This is a genomic window from Streptomyces cyaneofuscatus, from assembly GCF_000718135.1.
In the GTDB taxonomy this organism is placed as follows: domain Bacteria; phylum Actinomycetota; class Actinomycetes; order Streptomycetales; family Streptomycetaceae; genus Streptomyces; species Streptomyces cyaneofuscatus.
Genome location: NZ_JOEM01000030.1, coordinates 36,678 through 54,482, shown reverse-complemented (window position 1 = coordinate 54,482; position 17,805 = coordinate 36,678). Strand labels below are relative to the sequence as shown.

The window sequence follows — 17,805 nt, the reverse complement described above, 5'->3', positions numbered from 1 at the left end:
CCGGATTTTGGACACCGGAGACACTTGGATCTTGATGGTCCAGGAGAACGGAGTCCCCGTGGGGATGAAGCACTACCCCGCCGAGTTCAAGGCGGACGCCGTCGCGTTGTACCGCTCGAGGCCGGGAGCGACGATCAAGTCGGTCGCCGGTGATCTCGGGGTGAACACCGAGACGCTGCGGAACTGGATCCGGGCCGCCGACGGTCGCCGACCTGGCGCCCACTCCACACCGCCGGCCACCTCACAGGCCGGAGGCGAAGCCGTTCAGACAGAGCTGGCCGCCGCCCGCAAGAGGATCCGCGAGCTCGAAGAAGAACGGGACATTCTCCGCAAGGCGGCCCGGTATTTCGCGACGGAGACGCGCTGGTGAACCGCTACCAGTTCGTTGACGATCACCAGCGCCGTCACGGCGTGAAGCGGCTCTGCGAGATCCTCGGCCTGGCCCGTTCAAGCTTCTACTACTGGCGTCGCACCGCGGCCGCGAGAGCGGCCCGCCAGGCTGTCGAAGCCGGGCTCGCGGCCCGGATACGCAAGGCCCACCAGGACTCCGACGGCACCTACGGAGCCCTCAGGATCACCGCGGAACTCCGTGACGAGGGCGGCCCGGCGGTCAACCACAAGCGCGTCGCCAGGATCATGCGGACCATCGGGCTCGAGGGAGTCCGTCTGCGCCGCCGGCACCGCACCACCGTCGCGGACCAGGCCGCGTCGAAGGCACCCGACCTGATCGGACGCGACTTCACCGCTGCCAAGGTGAACAGAAAGTACGTCGGCGACATCACCTACCTGCCGGTCAGCGGCGCGAAACCGCTCTACCTCGCGACCGTCATCGACCTCGCCTCACGCCGGCTGGCCGGGTGGGCCATCGCCGACCACGTGCGAACCGAGCTCGTCATCGACGCCCTGACGGCAGCCGAGCGGACCCGCGGCACCTTGACCGGAGCGATCATGCACACAGACCACGGATCCCAATATTCGAGCAGGGCCTTCGCTGAAATCTGCAGGTCAGCAGGGGCCCGCCAGAGCATGGGCGCGATCGGATCCAGCGCCGACAACGCCGCCGCAGAAAGCTTCAACGCCGCTTTCAAGAGGGAGACGCTCAAAGGCCGCAAAGCCTGGTCGAGCGAGCCCGAGGCCAGGCTCGACGCGTTCCGCTGGCTGACCCGATACAACACCCGCCGCCGGCACTCCCGCCTCGGCCACCAGTCCCCGATCGCCTACGAGAACGACCTCCAGCCAGCTGCAACTACCCTGACCCAAGCCGCATAAACGTGTTCAAAATCCGGGGTCAAGGCCCGTGCGGTTCTCGCCCGCCAGCAGCTTCAGACGGTCGGGGCGTGGGCGACGGAGGGGTATCCAAGGGCCAGGCCCGGGTTGTTGTCTTTGCGGCCAAGCTGAGCCTGGCTTGCAGGATTATCGAACGGCTCTTGGACGCCGAACACTTCGTCGGCCGGGCCATCGGCTACGGGGTCCACGGCAGCAACTCGGAACTATGTGTGGATCCAGAGGAGCGCGACATCGACCCGTCTCTCCTCGTAGTTGCGGAGGTCGAGCCGAGCGGTCGGGTGGCCGGTGTCCTGTCTCGCTGAACTTCGACCAATCTCACTGAAGTTTGAGTGCTGCCGGTCATGCAATGCTGCTTGATCTCGATGCCCAGGAGGTGGGGCTTGCTCTAGGCGTTCCGCTTAGCGCATCGGGGCTGTTGGCCCGGGGGGTCTGCGGCTTAGGCGGGCGGTCCTTGGGCGGGGGCGGGCGGGATGTGGACCGTCATGATCAGGTGGCAGGTGTCGGTGCCCGCGCCGCGGTAGGTGTGGGGGATGTCGCCGTCGAACGTAGCGGTCTGTCCAGCCTCGACCAGGTGCTCGGTGCCGTCGGCAATGAGGACCATCTGTCCGGTGGTGACGCTGACGGTTTCCACGACGCCAGTCTGGTGGGGGTGGCTCGGATACTCCTCGCCGGGCTCCAGTTTCCAGCGCCAGACCTCGACCGGAGCCGGCCCCGAGGTCGTCAGCATCAGCCGCGCCTCGCCGCCCTTCTCCCCGGCCCACAAGGGCATGACCGTGTCGGCAGACACAACCCGTACCCGGCCCTCGGCCGGTGCCTCCATCAGCGCGGACACCGAGACGCCGAGAGTGTCGGCGAGACGGACCAGGGTGGCGAAGTTCGGGTTGCCCTGCGCTCTCTCCAGGGCCACCAGAGCTCCCTTGCTGACCTTGGCCCGGCGGCCGAATTCGTCCAGGGACAACCCTGCACGGCTGCGGGCGGTGCGGACATTGCGCGCGAGTGTCCGCAGCGCGTCCTCGGTCTCGGCCATAGCTGTCGTCCCTCCAGACGGGTGGGTCACTGCACTGGTCCGTGTAGTCGTTCGGTTGACTATCCACGGTCGGTGCGTTGTACGGTGTAGTCGTTCCATTGATAGTAAGGGATGTACTACCTGTGTTCGCTCTGCTGCTGGCCCTGGGCAGTTCTCTGGCCTACGGATGCGCCGATTTCCTCGGCGGTCTGGGTGCCCGCAAAGCCCATGTCCTGCGCACGGTGATGATCGCGGCCCCGGCCTCGCTCACTGTCGAGCTGCTGCTGTGGCCCTTCCTCGGCGCCTCCTTCGCCCCGGCCACCCTCGCCTGGGGCGCCGCGTCCGGCGTCGCGTCGGCCGCCGCGTTCGCCCTGCTCTACAAGACCCTCGCGATCGGCCCGATGAACGTTTTGTCGCCGGTCACCGCGCTGGTATCGGCGATGCTGCCGGTCGGCGTGGGGCTGGTACAGGGCGAGCACCTGGGTCTGGCCGGGCTGCTCGGCCTGCCGCTGGCGCTGGCGGCCGTGGTGCTGGTCAGCGCCGGACACGGCACCAAGGCGGCCCGGCCCTCGCGCACCGCGCTGCTCCTGGCCTTCGGCGCCGGCACCGCGATCGCGCTGCAACTGGTCTTCCTGCACCAGGCACCGTCCGACAGCGGGGTGGGACCGCTGATCATCGGCCGCGCCGTGTCCTCCGCCGTCACCCTGGCCGCCGCCGGAATGATGTTCCGCCGCCTGGGCGCGGAGAAGCCCGCCTACGGGATCTCGGCGGCGGCCGGCGTGCTCGACTCGGTGGCCAACCTGCTGTTCCTGCTCGCCGCCCGCAGCGGCGACCTGGCCGTCGTCGCGGTGATCACCGCTCTCTACCCGGCCGGCACCGTCCTGCTCGCCCGCAGCGTCCTTTCCGAACGCATCCACCGCGGCCAGCTCATCGGCCTGGGCACCGCCGCCGTCGCCGTCAGCCTCCTCGCCCTCACCTGAACCACCACCCTGTACGGAAGGAGCCCGGCATGTTCATCCAGCCCTGGGACGCCGCCCTCGACGACGCCGAATGGCAGACCTGGATCGCCGACGGACACGACTTCGGCATCCTCAGTGTCAACGGCCCGCCCGGACACGCACCGATCGTCGTGCCCACCCACTTCACCGTCGACGGCACCGCCCTGCTCGTACACCTCGCCCGCCCCAACCCCGTCTGGAAGGCGATCGAGACCGACCCGAACGCCACCTTCACCGTCACCGGCGACTACGCCTTCATCCCCGGACCCTGGCGCGCCAAGCCCGGCACCGAGCCCACCGACGGCGTCCCCACCAGCTACTACGCCGCCATCCAGTTCACCTGCCAGGCCACCATCATCGACGACCCCAAGGCCAAGGCCGACCTGCTGCGCAGCCAGATGGCCCACTTCCAGCCCGACGGCGACCACGCACCCATCGACCCCGACCAGGCCCCCTACGGACGGATGCTCCCCGGCATCCGCGGACTGCGCCTGAACGTCACCGACGTACGGGCCAAGTTCAAGTACGACGACCACAAACCCGCCGAGCAGCGCACCGACACCGCCCGCCGACTCACCGAACGGGGCACCGCCCTGGACGCGCCCACCGCCGCCCAGCAGCTCCGCCGCCTCGACCGCGTCGGCACCTGGAAGTCCTGACCCCACTCCTCCTTACCCGCCCTCTTGGAACGGAGCCGCACACCATGCCCACTTTCCGCATCAGCCCCGCCGTCGCCGACGCCTTCCCCGACACCCTGATCGCCATCGTCACCGCCACCGGCCTCAACAGCCACGAGCCCTGGCCCCACACCGCTGCCGCCCTGGAGGACCTGGAGCAGGATCTCGCCGACGGCACCTGGGCCCCCGCCGACGAGAGCGACCCGCGCATCGAGGCGTGGCACACCGCCTACCGGTCCTTCGGCACCAACCCCCGCCGTATCCGGCCCAGCGTCGACGCTCTGGGGCGCCGCCTGGCGAAGAAGGGCGCCCTGCCCCGGATCAACCCGGCCGTCGACTCCTACAACGCCGTCTCCGTCCGCCACGGCCTGCCCGCCGGAGCCTTCGACCTCGACCACGTCACCGGCGACGTCGAGATCCGCTACGCCAGCGGCAGCGAGACCTTCACCCCGCTCGGCGAACCCGACACCGTCGAGATCCCCAAGCCTGGCGAGATCATCTACACCGACACCACCGACGTCCTCACCCGGCACTGGAACCACCGCGACGCCCACCGCACCCGCGTCACCGAAGACTCCACCCACGTCGCCTTCGTCCTCGAAACCCTCAACGCCACCCGCGACGGCCACCTCCTCGAAACCGCCGCCGAAGAACTGCACGGCCTGCTCGTCCCGCACGCCGAAGCCACCACGGTCCACTACCTCACCCCGAAGCAGCCACAAGCCACCACCTGAGACTGCACCCACGCATCCGGGCCGCGCACGGCGGTGACGCGGTCTGAACCGCGCCCGAGACCCGTCACCAGAGGTCGATCAAACTTCGATGGCACGCGATCAAGGTTGACTGGCACAGGACATCAGGCACTGAAGCGCAGGCCGGGTCATGCCGCGGCTACTGGCTGTGCCCGGCTCCTGACAGGCGGCAGTAGACGCGCAGCGGGGATCACCTCGTACCGGTGACGTGCCGCCGCGCCGCCGGACACCGCAGGCCCCACCGGGCAACCGTGGACCTATGCGCCTCCCGCTCGCCGTCCTCGCCGCCGCCCTCCTCCTGACGGGCTGCATGTCCGTCCGTCCCGCTCCGGGCGACACCGCGCCCCAGCACCACCCCGCCGGTCAGGTCGTACAGATCCCGGCGGCCCCCTCGTCGGCTCCGCCTGCCTTGAACCCGGTGCAACCGCGCGGGCTGGAAGAGCTGGCGTGGATCGGGCCGTCACCGGCCGGGTCAGCCGACGCGCAGCGCAGGCGGCCGCCTGGGCCGCCGACCGGGCAGGCGGACCGGCCGCGTAGGAGCGTGCCAACCACGTGGCGGGCGCGCCCGTCCTATCCGGGCAAGAGCACCACGGCAGCTCCCCGTGCGCGGCGGTGGGTGCCGAGCACGCCGCGTGTACCGGCTGGCGGCGGGATGCGATCGGTGTGCCGCTCGGCTCAGGGGATCGTCTCGCCGGGCCTGGCGGGCATGTGCCGCAGCATCGGCCGGTAGCCTGCCCGGGCTGCGCGCGAAGCCCAGGCTCGACGCCCCCCAACAACTGACGGCGGCCAGACCGAGCTGTTCGGGGGCCTCGATCGTCTGTGACCGTTCGCCGAACGAATACTTCCAAACTCTCCAGGCAGGAACGGGGTTAGCACTGAGCGTCCTGCCCCGTGAGAGCGCTTACCGAAAAGCTCGAGCGTCGCCCCGTGGCGATGGCGACGCCGGGAGGCCGTGGCCTCGCGGGGACCGCAGATCGAGCGGCCCAGGGCCGGGGTGACCGAGTTGTGGGAGCGGGTCGCCGCGCGGACAAGACAATCGTCGACTAGGAGGCCCTAGACAGAAGGCGGTGTACCAGCCGACTGCCCAGCACGATGCCGTGAGCGAGGCTTGCAGACCACGGTGCTGCCCCGTGGTCGTCGCGGGCGACGCTTCACGGGGGCAGATGGGACCGCAGACGAAGTAGCGGCCTGTCGGCTTGTACCGGCTTTTGTTGCCTGCCCATTACTCCTGCAGGATCAGCCGATGGTGAGGTTTCTCTGCGTAGTGATGCTTCGGGAGTTGCGTGCCGTAGCGAAGGTGTAGCGGCCGGGGACCAGGGCCCACGTTCCGGACGTCCAGACGGTGAGGTCGTCGGTGGGGATGGTGAACGTGAGACGCTGGCTGGCTCCGGGAGCGAGAGTCGTCTTACGGAAAGCGACGAGTCGGCGCGTCTCGGCGGCCGCGGCCGTGGGGAGGGTGGCGTAGATCTGGACGACCTCGGTGCCCGGGCGGTTACCGCTGTTGGTGACGGTGACGGAGAGGGTCGCGGTCTTGCTGGCGGCGCTGTAGGAGGCTTCGGGGGAGCCGTGGGCGAAGGTCGTGTAGGAGAGGCCGTGCCCGAAGGGGAACTGAGGTTGCTGCCCCTTGGCGTCGTAGTAGCGGTAGCCGATGGCGGTTCCCTCGTCGAAGGAGACGGTGCCGTTCTTGCCCGGGTACGTTGCCGCCGTTGTGCCGGGGCCTTGGGAGGCGTCGGTGGGGAAGGTGATGGGCAGCCTGCCCGAGGGGTCGCTGTCGCCGAACAGGACGGCCGCGAGGGCGGTGCCCATGCCGCGGCCTCCGTACCAGGTCTGGATGACGGCCTCGACGTCGTTCAACCAGGGCATCGCGATGGGGCCGTCCGTGTTCAGGACGACGATGGTGCGGGAGTTCGCGGCGGCGACGGCGGTGATGAGCTGGTTCTGGTCTGCGGGGAGGGTGAGCTGTTCGTGGTCCATGGCTTCGCCGGCGATGCGGTTGACGAAGACGACGGCGGCCTCGGCCTTGGTGGCGGCCTGGACGGCGGCCGGTATCAGGGAGTTGGGCTGCCAGCCGAGGGTGAGGCCGCTGGTGCCGGGGTCGGCGGTGGCGTTGCTGTAGGTGAGTTCGACGGACACGGTTCTGCCCGCGGTCAGGTCGATGGTGCCCTGGAGGGGATAGTCGTAAGTGCCGAGGAAGAAGCGCCGGGTGCCGCGGGATCCAGTGACTACAGTGACGCCGTTGATCTTTAGGGTGGCGGTGCCCGCGGCCAGGAGGGAGAAGCGGTGCAGGCCGCTGTGCGTCGGGGTCAGCGTGCCTGACCAGGTAGCGGACCACACTGCGGGAAGGGTGTCGACCGGTGGGCTGGTGAAGTCGACGACGCTGTCGGTGCGGGTGGCGACCGGTGTGCCGGTGGGCTCGGGGGAGGCGTAGTAACGGCCGGTGAGGCCGGGGGCCTTACCGGTGGTGCGCAGCACGCTGGAGGGAACGGTGCTGAGGGGGACGTCGCCGGTGGTGCCTTGGGCGTGTGTGACGGTGATGCCGCTGCCGGCGCGGGTCTTGATGGCCTGCAGGGGGGTGGTCCAGGTGCCAGGGTCGACGTAGGTGGAGCCGGCGACGCCGGTGAGCGCATCGGTTCCGGCGGGCCCGATGACGGCGAGCGACCTGAGCCTGGTGGGCAGAGGCAGCGCTGAGGAACGGTTGGCCAGCAGCACGGTGGAGGCGAGGGCTGCTTCGTGGGCGAGGCTCTTGTGTTCGGCGGTGCTGACGTCTTGAGCCGGCGCCGGGACCGGGTTGTCCACGAGGCCGTTGGCGAACATGGTGACGAGAATGCGGCGCGCTGCGTCGTCGAGCCGTGCGGTGGACACGCTGCGGGTGAGCTCACCGGGTACGAGCTTGACGCCGCCGGGGCCGAGCCCCGCGAGGTCCATGCCGGCCTTGGCCGCGGCTACCTGGTCGTCGCCGGCCCAGAAGTCAGGGACGGTGTAACCCTGAAGGCCGAGGCGGGACTTGACGTCGTTGAAGAGGGCGGGACTCTGGGTGGCGAAGGTACCGTTGATCTTGGGATAGGCCATCATGACCGAGGTGGTGGGCGCGGCGGCGATGACGCGCCGGAAGGGCGCTTGGTAGATCTCGTGCATCGCACGGTCGGACACCAGGGTGTCGCTGAAGAAGCGGTTGATTTCCTGGGTGTAGGCCGCGAAGTGCTTGATCGTGGCCGTGACCTGACGGCTCTGTATGCCGGTGGTGAGGGCGGCGCCGAGGCGGCCCGCGAGGAGCGGGTCTTCTCCCAGGCTCTCGGCCTGGCGCCCGAAGTGCCAGGTCCGCGTCAGATCGATGGTCGGACCTAGAAGGCTGTTGTACCCCTTGGCGCGTCCCTCGGTGCCGATGGCGACTCCGATACGGCGCGCCAGGTCCTCGTCGAAGGTGGCGGCCTGGGCGAGGGGGACCGGGAAAGCGGTGACGTTCTGTTCGCCACGAAGCCCGGCGGAGGCGTCGACCATGGTGAGGGCGGGGATACCGAGGTGGCTGAGGGCGGCGAAGTCGCACCGGATGAGGGCGTCCTTGTCGGCAGCGGACATCCGGGCGAGAAGAGCGTCGGCGCGGTCGAAGGCGCGGGGATCGGTCGCGGCGATGGCCTGACCGTTGGCGGTGGGGGCCATGCTGACGGCGAGTGCGGTGGCAATGGCGGAGGACAGGAAGGTGCGTCGGTTCACGGCGGCTCTCCGAGGAGTGGGGCGGCGGGGTGGGGACCCGTCGACGTCGGTGTTGCCATCCGGCGGACAAATTCGCCGGTCAGGATCTATCCGAATTACTGTCCCGGTCGGGTTTGTGCGTCCCGCAACCCTTACCGAGGACTTTTCAAGGGCTCGACGATTGAGCGCCTTGCGTGATTCGGAAAGCTATGACTCTCAGCGCTTTTGGTCAACCCCTCAGGCGCCGTAAATTCACCGAACCGCCCCTGATCTGCGCGGATGCTCAAAATTCTTGCAGGATGAGGAATTACTCAACTGCACGACTGACGCTTTGGTGAAGCATTCATACGAAATTTAAATGACAACCATCTGCCCCATGGATGCGGGTGACCTTTTCAAGGCACGCATATGCCCGGCATGAGAGATGGAGTCATACCGGGCATGAGCGAGGGTACCTGGAACTTTGCGACGCCTACTCAGTCGATTCTGCTATCTCCTTGAGGAAAACTGTGCGTGCCGGGGCCGAGAGTTTGGGCTTCGTAGCCCGGCAGCTCGGCGAGCGCAGTGCAGTTCGGGGGCACGGTGATCTGGGCCTTGATGCCGGCCGGAGTGGTTTGCCAGGAGATCGCGGCGGTTCCGTGGGGCGTCTCATGGCGGGTGCGGGCCCACGTGATGCCGCCGCCGGGGCGGGGCCGGAAGGCAAGTGTGGCAGCACCCGGCGTTGCGACCTCGATGCCTCCGACCACTCGGTGGAGCCAGTCGGCGACCGCACCGAGAGCGTAGTGATTGAAGGAGGTCATGCCGCCTGGGTTGAGAGTTCCGTCCGGGCGGAGACTGTCCCAGCGTTCCCAGATGGTGGTGGCGCCCATGGTGACGGGGTAGAGCCACGACGGGCATTCGGTCTGCAGAAGCAGACGGTAGGCGCTGTCGAGGTGGCCGGTATCCGTCAACGCGTCGCAGATGAGAGGGGTCCCGACAAAGCCTGTGGCGATGCGCGCATCGTCCTGGTGGACGAGTTCAGCGAGACGGTCGCCTGCCACCACACGCTGTGTGGTCTCAAGAAGGTTGAACACGATGGCGATGGCGTATGCAGTGGGGCTGTCGCTCGACAGGCGGCCGTCGGGTTGAGCGTAGCGCCGTCGGAACGCCGCGGTGACTTCGTCGGCGAGTGTGTCGTACCAATCTGAGTCGCCTGTACGCCCCAGCGCTTGCGCGGCACGGGCGAGGTGGCGGGCGGAGTGGGCGAAGTAGGCCGTGGCGACGAGGTGGCGGTCGGTGCGGCCGGCGGCGGGGTCATCCGGCGGGGCGGCCGGGTCGAGCCAGTCCCCTAGCTGGAACCCGCTGTCCCAGAGCCGCTCGGGACCGGCCAGCTTCTCGACGAGGTCGACCCACGCCTTGGCCATGGGGTAGTGACGCCGCACAAGTTCGAGATCACCGAAGCGCTGATACAGGGCCCAGGGGGTGAGGGTCGCGACGTCTCCCCAAGCGGCCCCCGGCTGGATCGGAGTCCACATCGGATTGCCGGGGATGACCGGCACGTACCAGGGAATGGTGCCGTCCGGCAGCTGTTCCTTGCCCACCTCGGTGAGCCAGGAGTTGAGCATGCCGGCGCAGTCGTAGAGAAAGCTCGCGGTGGGGGTGAAGACCTGGATGTCTCCGGTCCAGCCCAGGCGCTCATCGCGCTGAGGGCAGTCGGTCGGGATGTCGACGAAGTTGCCTCGCATGCTCCACAGGACGTTCTCGTGGAGGCGGTTGACCAGGGGATCGCTGCACTCGAACCAGCCCGTGCGACGCATGTCCGTGTGGTGGACGCGTGCGGTCACGGCATGCGGGGCAAGCTCGCCGGGCCAGCCGCTTATCTCCGCATAGCGAAAGCCGTGGAGGGTGAAGCGAGGCTCCCACATATAGGGACCGTTGCCCGGCAGGACGAGGACGTCCGTGGAGTGCGCTTCACGCAGAGGGAGGGTGGCGAGCTCCCCGTTCTGGAGGACCTCTGCGTGCCGAAAGGTGAGGGTGGCGCCGGCCGGTCCCTCCGCGGTGATCCTTAGACGGCCCACCAGGTTCTGCCCGAAATCAAGCAGGTGCCGCCCGTCGGAGGTACGGGTGATGGACACAGGAGCGATCTCCTGGGTGCACCGGACCGGGGGACCTTCGGGCGCGACCAGAGTCCTGGGGTCTCGGCTTCCGACGCGTACAGGTGTCCAGCCGTTCTGGGGTGCGCTCGGCGTGGCCCAGGACGGGTCGTCCAGCCGGGCATCGAACGTTTCGCCTTCGTACAGGCCGCTGGTCAGGATGGGGCCGAAGGCAGCGTGCCAGGTGTGGTCGGTGGCGACCACCGTGCTGGTTCCGTCGGTGTAGGTGATCTCGAGTTGGGCCAAGAGGGACTGGTCGGTGCCGTAGATGTTGCGTGTGCCGCCGTCGAAGCCGTATTTGCCGCGGTACCAGCCGTCCGCGAGCCAGGCGCCGATGGTGTTGGTGCCGCAGGTGAGGAGGGGGGTGACGTCGTAGGTGCGGTAGCGCAGACGATGTTGATAGACGGTCCAGCCGGGTGCCAGGGTTTCGTCACCGACTCGGGTCCCGTTGATTTCCGCCTCGTACAGACCATGGGCGGTGATGTAGAGCCGGGCGCGTTCGACCGGCTTGTCGTCCGCTTGGAAGTGCTTACGGACGCGGGCCGGGCGGCGTTCGGCTGCAGGGTCCTCCTGCCAGGCGGCACCGACGGGGAGAGCGGTCCAGTCACCCGGCTCGAACAGGCCGGCCTCGACGACAGCGGGCCGACTCCACGGCGAGGGAGCGCCGCCTTCCGTCGACCAGGTGCGCACGCGCACGGCGACGCGCTCGCGTGAGCTGAGCGGTTCGTCGGGCCAAGGTACGAGCAGGTGGTCGGGTGCGGTGATACGGCCCGTGCGGTGAAGTCGGTCGTCGCGGCGGAGTTCGACTTCGTAGGCGTGCTGGTCTCCGGCTTCGGGCGCGGAGGTCCAGGACAGGCGGGGCGAGCTGATGCCGATGCCGAGGCCGTCCGACAGATGCTCGAAGCGCACCGGGGAAGGCGGGAGGGACTGCAAGGAAGGGACCTTTCTTGTGCTCGGGAAGGGGGAAAGGGTGATTCAGCCCTTGACCGCTCCTGAGGTGAGGCCCTTCATGACCTTCTGGTTGAGGAAGAGGTAGATCACGAGTGTGCCGAAAACGTTGATGCAGATGGCCGCGAACAGCGGGCCGTACTGGGTGGCACCGAAGTCGCCGGTGAAGTTCAGCAGACCGACCTGGATGGTGCGCAGATCCTGGCTGTTGGTGAAGGTGAGGGCGATGAGGAGGTCGTTCCAAATGAAGAAGAACTGCACCAGCCCGACCGTGAGCAGTGCGTTACGGACCATCGGAACGCTGATGGTCCAGAAAGCACGCAAGATTCCGGCACCATCGAGAGTCGCCGCTTCGAAGAGTTCGCGGGGCACGGTTCGGTAATAGGTGGCCATCATGAATACGGTCAACGGGAGGCCCGTGCCCGTGTAGGTGAGGATGAGCGGCCACAGGGTCCCGGAGAGGCCGGCCTGAAAATAGACGGTGAACAGGGGCAGCAGAATCATCTGCGGCGGGACCATCATTCCTGCAAGAAAGACCAGGAGGGTCAGGCTTCGGCCCTTCCAGACCATGATCTGCAGGGCGAATCCGGCCGCAGTGCCGAGAAGCAGGATGAGGGCCAGGGCGGGGACGACGGCCAGCAGACTGTTCTGGACATAGAGACCGATGTTCCCTGTGGTCCAGGCTTCGGTGTAGTTGCCCCACTCCCAGGTGGTGGGGAGGCTCCAGGTGGAGTTGTTCAGGTAGTCGCTGTTGGACTTCAGCGAGGTGAGGAACATCCAGATCAGCGGATAGACCTCAATGACCAGCAGGAAGGTGACAGCGATCTTGATCCAGAGGCGGCCGCCCGCCTTGCGGACGGGGTTCCGCTTCTGGTGTCCGGTGCGCCTGTGTCCGGAAGGAGCGGGCTTGAGGGCAGTTTCGATGGCCATGACGTTCAGCCCTCCGTGATGTCGCGTCGAGAGACGCGGTAGACCGCCAGGCTCACCAGAAGGCAGACGACGGTGAGGAGCAGCGCAATGGTGCTGCCGTAGCCGTACTCGCTGTAGGTGAACGACGTTTGGAACATGTACAGGGTCAGTGGGGTGGTGCCGGTTCCGGGGCCGCCGTTGGTGAGGGCGACGACGGAGTCGAAGACTTTCAGGGTGCCGTTGATGCTGAAGATCAAGGAGGACATGAGCACGGGCAGGGACAGCGGCAGGACGATATGGCGGATGAGGCGAAGACCGGAGGCGCCGTCGAGGCGGGCTGATTCGAGGACCTCGTCGGGGATGTCGACGAGGCCGGCGAACAGGAGTACGGCGTAGAAGCCCATGGAGCGCCAGATGTCCATGCTGACCAGTACCCAGAAGGCGCTTCCCGCGCTGCCGAAGAAGTCGATGGACTCCAGGCCGAAGGTGTTGAGCAGGGAGTTGACGGGGCCGGTCTGGGGGGCGACCTGAAAGAACTTCTGGAAGAGCAGGCCGACGGCGACCGTGGGCAGGACGACCGGGAAGAAGACCAGAGTGCGGATGAGCGCTGATGCCTTCTTGAGGAAGAAGACGTGGAGCAGGGCCAGGAGGTAGCCGGCGATGACCTGGCCGACGGTGACGAGGATCGCGTACTTCACGGTGAACCAGAGTGCGTCGTGGACGGCTTGGTCGGACAGGAGCCTGGTGAAGTTGGCCAGGCCGTTGCCGGTGAAGCCGTCGATGGAGTTGCCCTTGGTGAAGGAGTACCCGAGCGACCACACCGTGGGGACGAGCATGATCAGTGTGTAGAAGAGGAGTGCGGGACCGAGCAGGATCATGATCGCCCTGCGGTCACCGAGTACGCGGTGCATGAGTGGTGTCCACTTCGTTTCAGGTGGAGGGGCCGGCCTGGTATCCGGGGGACGGCTCGCCCGCCGGGTGGCGAGCCGTCAGTCGGCCGGGCTCTACTTACTGCTGAGTGCGCTCTGGACGGTCTCCATGAACTGCTTGGGGCTCATGCTGCCGGTGACGAGTCCGGCGGCGTTGGTCTGGCTGGCGTTGGTCGCCTTGGTGCTGAAGAACGCTTCGAACCACAGGACGTTCTGCTGGGAGGAGCTGATCGTCTTGCGCACGGTGGTCGTGACCTCGTTGGCGTCCTTGACCGGTGTGTTGACCTTGAAGCCGGAGATGGAGCCGTGGTCCTTGAGCGCGGTGCTGCCGTAGTTCTTGGCGATGCAGCTCACCCAGGCGCCGGTCTTCTTGTCGAAGTTCTTCGAGCCGAGGGTGATGGCCAGGCCCACGTTGGAGGGGTACTGGTCGGCGGAGCCGGCGCCGCCGGTGACGGCGGGGAAAGGTATGAAGCCGACGTTCTCGGCGCCGACCTTGTTCTGCTTGGAGTCAGAGATGTTGGCCAGGGCCCAGCTGCCCATGTAGAACATGGCGGACTTGCCGGTGAGGAACTGGTTCATCGCCGTGTCGTAGTCGATGGAACCGACACCCTTGCCGAAGTAGCCCTTCTTGCCGAGGGCAGCGATCTCCTCGGCGGCCTTGACGTACTCGGGCTCGGTCAGCTGGGCGAGGCCGGCGTTGACCTTGTCGAGAGCGTCAGGACCAAGGCTCCGGTAGAGGTAGCCACTGATGAGGCGGGTGATCGGCCAGCCCTGCTGGCCGGAAGCGGCGAACGGCTGGACACCCTTGTTGTTGAGCTTGTCCGAGGCGGCGAGCAGATCGTCCCAGGTGCCGGGGATCTCGATCCCCTTCTCCTTGAAAATCTTCTTGTTGTAGAAGATTCCCTCGATGTTGTACTCGTAGGGCAGCGTCTGCAGCTTGCCGTCGTACAGGGCCTTGATGGTGGAGACGGCAGCGGGCTCGAGCTCGTCAAAGACGCCGAGCCGCTGGAGCTCGAGATCCAGGTCCGCCACCTTGCCGGACTCGGCGAGCTGCTTGGTGAGCGCGGGCGCGTTGCCAGCGGCGAACTGGGCGGGCAGCGCGTCCTGACCGGCGAGCAGCTGGAGCTTCTGGTCCAGACTTGCCTGAGGCACGGTTTCGACCTTCAGCGGCAGGGCGTCGTTCTCGGCCTTGCAGGAGCCTTCGGAGAGCTTGGTCAGCGCTGTTCTGGTGGTCGTGTTCTCGGTGACGCTGAGGTACTTGAACTCCTTGGGAGCCCCGGAGGTGCCACCGCCGCCGCAAGCGGAAGCGAGAAGGGCCAGGGACGTGACGCCGGCCGAGAAGAGGACCAGACGAGTACGGCGGGCGCGGATCATGCGATGGGGCACTGGTGACTCCCAGGGATCGTGAAGGAGAGAAGGGGCGCCGAGCAGGCGCGGGGCGACGGTGGGGGCGGCCGCTGAGCGAACGGAGTCGTGTAGAACGTTCTCCATTCGAGGTGGTCACACCATGACGCCATCTCTCTGGCGTCGTCAAGACACAGGCGCGTAACATCGACTTTGCATGGCCGAATGACCCCATCCTCTTGGGGTCGTGCGTGTAGACCGTTACATCAACTGTGAGGAGAATGAGGTTCTTGTGGCTGCGGACAGCTCGCCCAGAGACACGAAACGGGTGACGATCACCGATGTCGCCCGTCATGCAGGCGTGTCCACTGCCGCCGTATCCAAGGTCATGCGCAACGCCTACGGCGTCAGCCAGGGCATGCAGGAGCGGGTCCGGGCGGCCATGGCCGAGTTGGAGTACCGCCCCCACGCGGCCGCCCGCGGCATGCGAGGACGTACGTACACGATCGGTGTCCTGCTCGACAACGTCCGCAACGCGTTCTTCGCCGACGTCCTCGACGGCATCCGCGAGGAGCTGAGCGACAGCGAGTACACGGTGCTGATCGGAGCGGCGGGCTTCGGCGCGGACGAGCAGGCACGGACCATCCGTGCCATGGTGGACCGCCAGATGGACGGTCTGGTCCTCATCGCACCAGGAACCCCGCGTTCCGAGATTCTGAGCATGGCGGCAACGACGCCTACCGTGGTCATCGGACACCACGACAGCTCTGACGTGCACGATTCCGTCATCGACGCGGACGATGTCGGGGCGGGGCTGGTGGTGGACCATCTTGTCGAACTCGGCCACCGTGACATCGCCCTCGTCTCGGCGCCCGGGAGCAGGAGCGGACGCTGGCAGCGACCTCCGGAGATCGCTCTGGCCGACGGATTCCTCCAGGCGATGGACCGGCACGGGCTGGCCGACCGGGCGCGGGTGCACCACTCCGCTTACTCCGACGACGGCGGCCATGCAGCCGGTCTCGCACTTCTGTCCGGTGCGCAGCGGCCCACCGCGATCCTGGCCGGAGCTGACGTAGCAGCCCTCGGCATCTACCGAGCCGCCGCCGACCTCGGTCTGTCGATCCCCGGGGACATCTCGCTCGTCGGCTACAACAACACCGCGATCGCCTCGCTCGCCCCTGTCCAGCTGACCAGCGTCGACCAGGCAGGGCACACCATGGGTCTGGCCGCCGCGCGGATGCTGATCGAGCGGGTGGAAGGCCGACGTGACCGGGCCATGCAGACCACGATGACCCCACGGCTGGTGGTGCGGCGCAGCACGGCGGCTCCGAGTCTCCCGTAGGAGCAGCGCCCCAGAGGTCTCCGCCCCCTGCCCGGCCCTGCACCGGCTCGGGCCTTGCCGGCCGTACCTGCCGTCCGGGGCGCGGGGCGATTCCGCACGCGGCGCGAACGCGGGCCTCCCCCAGCCCCGTTGATTCGCTGCGGTGCTTCGGTCAGCCAGTGAGGTGTGGCCGTTGACTCCCGCGTTGTACTGGGGGTCGGCAGACGTCCCGCGGACATGCCTGGGGGCCGCCTGCTCACCGAGCAGACGGCCCAAGGAACGGCTCCTGTCGATGTTCACGGGGTGCTGACGACCGGCGTGGACGTACGGTGCCATGCCCGGCGCGTGTCGACATCGCTGTTGGCTGATGGCATCGCTTACCGGTCGCCCGTCGTCACTTCTGCGTCCGCGGAGTTCCGGCGTGCTGCCGGGAGGAGCAGGGCGGCGGTGATGGCGGTGGCGGCACCGAGAGCGGCGACGGCGACTGCGAGGCTGCCTACGGCGCCCTTGCCGGCCAACAGGACCAGGGGGCAGAGGAATTGACCGAGGAAGAAGGCGGCAGTCCAAAGGCCCATGCCGCGGCCGCGGTCGGCGAATCCGAGCTTGGACATGGCGCGGGTCACCAGCGACGGCAGAAGCATGCCGGTGCCCACGCAGTTGATGACGGCTCCGGTGATCAGCAGCGGGAGGCTGTCGGCGAGGCCCATGAGGAGGAAGCCGGCGGCGCACCAGGCGAACAGTGCGGGGAGCCGGAGACGTCGGTGCTGGGGCAGCCGGGCGAAGACGACGGAACCGAGGACGGTGGCGGCGCTGGCCACCGCGGTGACGACACCGATGGCGCTGGTGGAGTCGATGCCCAGATCATCCAGGAGATAGGCCATCTCCACGGGGACCGTGTAGAAGACCACAGCGCCGAAGACCGTGAGAAGACAGATCCCGGCCATGCGGCGCACCGGGAAGGGGTGCTGGACCGACCGGGCGGATGCCCCCTGTTCCTTCTGCGGGAGGGCGGGCTTCGGTAGGACGCGGGCCATCACCGGAGCGACGAGCAAACCCGCCGCGTACAGCCAGAACGGAGCACGCCAGTCAGCCGCTCCCAGCACACCGCCGAGGACGAAGAAGACCGTGGCAGAAGCTGAGGCGCACATGGTCTGCAGGGCGAGGTAGCGGTCGCGTACCTCGCCGTTGTAGTAGTCGCCGATGAGAGTGGTGCAGGCGGTCATGATGGCCGCTTCGGTGACGCCGACCAGTACGCGGCTGACGACGATGGCGTGGAGCGAGTCCAGCCAGAGCGGGGCGGTTCCGAACACCGCGTAGAGGGCCGTGGCGATGACAAGGAGCCGCTTACGCCCGAGCCGGTCGACGATGACACCGGCGAACGGGGCGAGCAGGGCAAGCGCGAGCGCGGGGACGGTCAGGACGACAGGGACCAGGACCGCGCTACCAGGGACGTGGTCGAAGTGCTCCTGTATGCGCGGCAGTACGGGGGCAAGGAGTACCGCCCCGAGGACGGGCAGGCAGCTGCCGGCCATGAGCACAGCGGCTGGAAGACGGCCGGTGGGCGCTGCGGCATGGTCGGATGACGGCGGGGCGAGGGACGCTGGCATGGCGGCACTCCAGAGCGCGCGAAGGGGAAGGGGGCTGCGCCTGGTCCTGCCGCCCGTCTGGCCGGGGCGGCGTGGAACGAGGGGCGGAGGTGCCCTCGACTATGCGTGCCGGTGAACGCGCTGCCCACCCCTTGTGTCATCTGTGTTCACGATGTGTTCCATCCACCAGATGGATGACGTCTGAGTGACGTTCTTGCGCCTTGCC

13 protein-coding genes are annotated in these 17,805 nt (G+C 67.7%); 6 read left to right on the top strand and 7 right to left on the bottom strand.

Features of this window, described 5'->3' with window-relative positions; translation table 11 throughout:
* Nucleotides 1–58 precede the first annotated feature (58 nt).
* A protein-coding gene (locus IF17_RS0133400) for an IS3 family transposase (RefSeq protein ID WP_106980260.1) occupies nucleotides 59–1,269 on the top strand; the annotation gives its coding sequence in 2 pieces (ribosomal slippage) (nucleotides 59–350 and nucleotides 350–1,269; 1,212 coding nt in all).
* 68 nt (nucleotides 1,270–1,337) lie between these two features.
* Complete coding sequence (locus IF17_RS0133395; protein ID WP_030574382.1) at nucleotides 1,338–1,589, top strand: hypothetical protein; 252 nt, start codon at nucleotides 1,338–1,340, stop codon at nucleotides 1,587–1,589.
* Nucleotides 1,590–1,723: 134 nt separating this feature from the next.
* Here the strand turns inward: IF17_RS0133395 and IF17_RS0133390 are convergent, their stop codons facing one another.
* A complete protein-coding gene (locus tag IF17_RS0133390) occupies nucleotides 1,724–2,314 on the bottom strand; it encodes a helix-turn-helix domain-containing protein (protein WP_030574380.1) in 591 nt (196 codons plus the stop codon).
* 122 nt (nucleotides 2,315–2,436) lie between these two features.
* Between IF17_RS0133390 and IF17_RS0133385 the strand changes: the two genes are divergently transcribed.
* Genes IF17_RS0133385 through IF17_RS0133375 form a run of 3 tightly spaced genes read left to right on the top strand, consistent with a single transcriptional unit; the run spans nucleotide 2,437 to nucleotide 4,702 of the window.
* Nucleotides 2,437–3,273 carry an EamA family transporter gene (locus tag IF17_RS0133385; protein WP_030574377.1) on the top strand — a complete coding sequence of 279 codons (837 nt, stop codon included), beginning with the start codon at nucleotides 2,437–2,439 and terminating at the stop codon, nucleotides 3,271–3,273.
* A 29-nt stretch (nucleotides 3,274–3,302) separates the two neighbouring features.
* Nucleotides 3,303–3,950 carry an FMN-binding negative transcriptional regulator gene (locus IF17_RS0133380; protein ID WP_030574374.1) on the top strand — a complete coding sequence of 216 codons (648 nt, stop codon included), beginning with the start codon at nucleotides 3,303–3,305 and terminating at the stop codon, nucleotides 3,948–3,950.
* A gap of 44 nt (nucleotides 3,951–3,994) precedes the next feature.
* On the top strand, nucleotides 3,995–4,702 hold the full coding sequence (locus IF17_RS0133375; protein ID WP_030574370.1) for a B3/B4 domain-containing protein: 708 nt from the start codon (nucleotides 3,995–3,997) through the stop codon (nucleotides 4,700–4,702).
* A 1,254-nt stretch (nucleotides 4,703–5,956) separates the two neighbouring features.
* Here the strand turns inward: IF17_RS0133375 and IF17_RS0133370 are convergent.
* From IF17_RS0133370 to IF17_RS0133350, 5 genes are all read right to left on the bottom strand, one after another.
* On the bottom strand, nucleotides 5,957–8,431 hold the full coding sequence (locus tag IF17_RS0133370) for a beta-glucosidase (RefSeq protein ID WP_030574367.1): 2,475 nt from the start codon (nucleotides 8,429–8,431) through the stop codon (nucleotides 5,957–5,959).
* 455 nt (nucleotides 8,432–8,886) lie between these two features.
* Nucleotides 8,887–11,451, bottom strand: coding sequence for an alpha-L-rhamnosidase (locus IF17_RS0133365; RefSeq protein WP_244890570.1), 2,565 nt, complete (start codon nucleotides 11,449–11,451; stop codon nucleotides 8,887–8,889).
* A 66-nt stretch (nucleotides 11,452–11,517) separates the two neighbouring features.
* A complete protein-coding gene (locus tag IF17_RS0133360; protein WP_030574361.1) occupies nucleotides 11,518–12,420 on the bottom strand; it encodes a carbohydrate ABC transporter permease in 903 nt (300 codons plus the stop codon).
* 5 nt (nucleotides 12,421–12,425) lie between these two features.
* A complete protein-coding gene (locus tag IF17_RS0133355) occupies nucleotides 12,426–13,310 on the bottom strand; it encodes a carbohydrate ABC transporter permease (protein ID WP_030574359.1) in 885 nt (294 codons plus the stop codon).
* 93 nt (nucleotides 13,311–13,403) lie between these two features.
* Nucleotides 13,404–14,714, bottom strand: a complete 1,311-nt coding sequence (locus IF17_RS0133350; RefSeq protein ID WP_078616121.1) for an ABC transporter substrate-binding protein — start codon at nucleotides 14,712–14,714, stop codon at nucleotides 13,404–13,406.
* 205 nt (nucleotides 14,715–14,919) lie between these two features.
* Between IF17_RS0133350 and IF17_RS0133345 the strand changes: the two genes are divergently transcribed.
* Nucleotides 14,920–16,014: a LacI family DNA-binding transcriptional regulator gene (locus IF17_RS0133345; RefSeq protein WP_342342171.1), complete on the top strand. Its 1,095-nt coding sequence runs from the start codon at nucleotides 14,920–14,922 to the stop codon at nucleotides 16,012–16,014.
* Between the two features lie 356 nt (nucleotides 16,015–16,370).
* On the opposite strand, the gene IF17_RS0133340 is transcribed toward IF17_RS0133345, so the two are convergent.
* Nucleotides 16,371–17,525 (bottom strand): MFS transporter, encoded by a 1,155-nt coding sequence (locus IF17_RS0133340; RefSeq protein ID WP_244890568.1) that lies wholly within the window; start codon nucleotides 17,523–17,525, stop codon nucleotides 16,371–16,373.
* Between the last annotated feature and the right edge of the window lie 280 nt (nucleotides 17,526–17,805).

Excerpts from the sequence above, each read along its gene's own strand:
- IF17_RS0133360 (WP_030574361.1), bottom strand. The coding sequence starts at position 12,420 with ATGGCCATCGAAACTGCCCTCAAGCCCGCTCCTTCCGGACACAGGCGC.
- IF17_RS0133375 (WP_030574370.1), top strand. The coding sequence starts at position 3,995 with ATGCCCACTTTCCGCATCAGCCCCGCCGTCGCCGACGCCTTCCCCGAC.
- IF17_RS0133340 (WP_244890568.1), bottom strand. The coding sequence starts at position 17,525 with ATGGCCGGCAGCTGCCTGCCCGTCCTCGGGGCGGTACTCCTTGCCCCC.
- IF17_RS0133380 (WP_030574374.1), top strand. The coding sequence starts at position 3,303 with ATGTTCATCCAGCCCTGGGACGCCGCCCTCGACGACGCCGAATGGCAG.
- IF17_RS0133390 (WP_030574380.1), bottom strand. The coding sequence starts at position 2,314 with ATGGCCGAGACCGAGGACGCGCTGCGGACACTCGCGCGCAATGTCCGC.
- IF17_RS0133355 (WP_030574359.1), bottom strand. The coding sequence starts at position 13,310 with ATGCACCGCGTACTCGGTGACCGCAGGGCGATCATGATCCTGCTCGGT.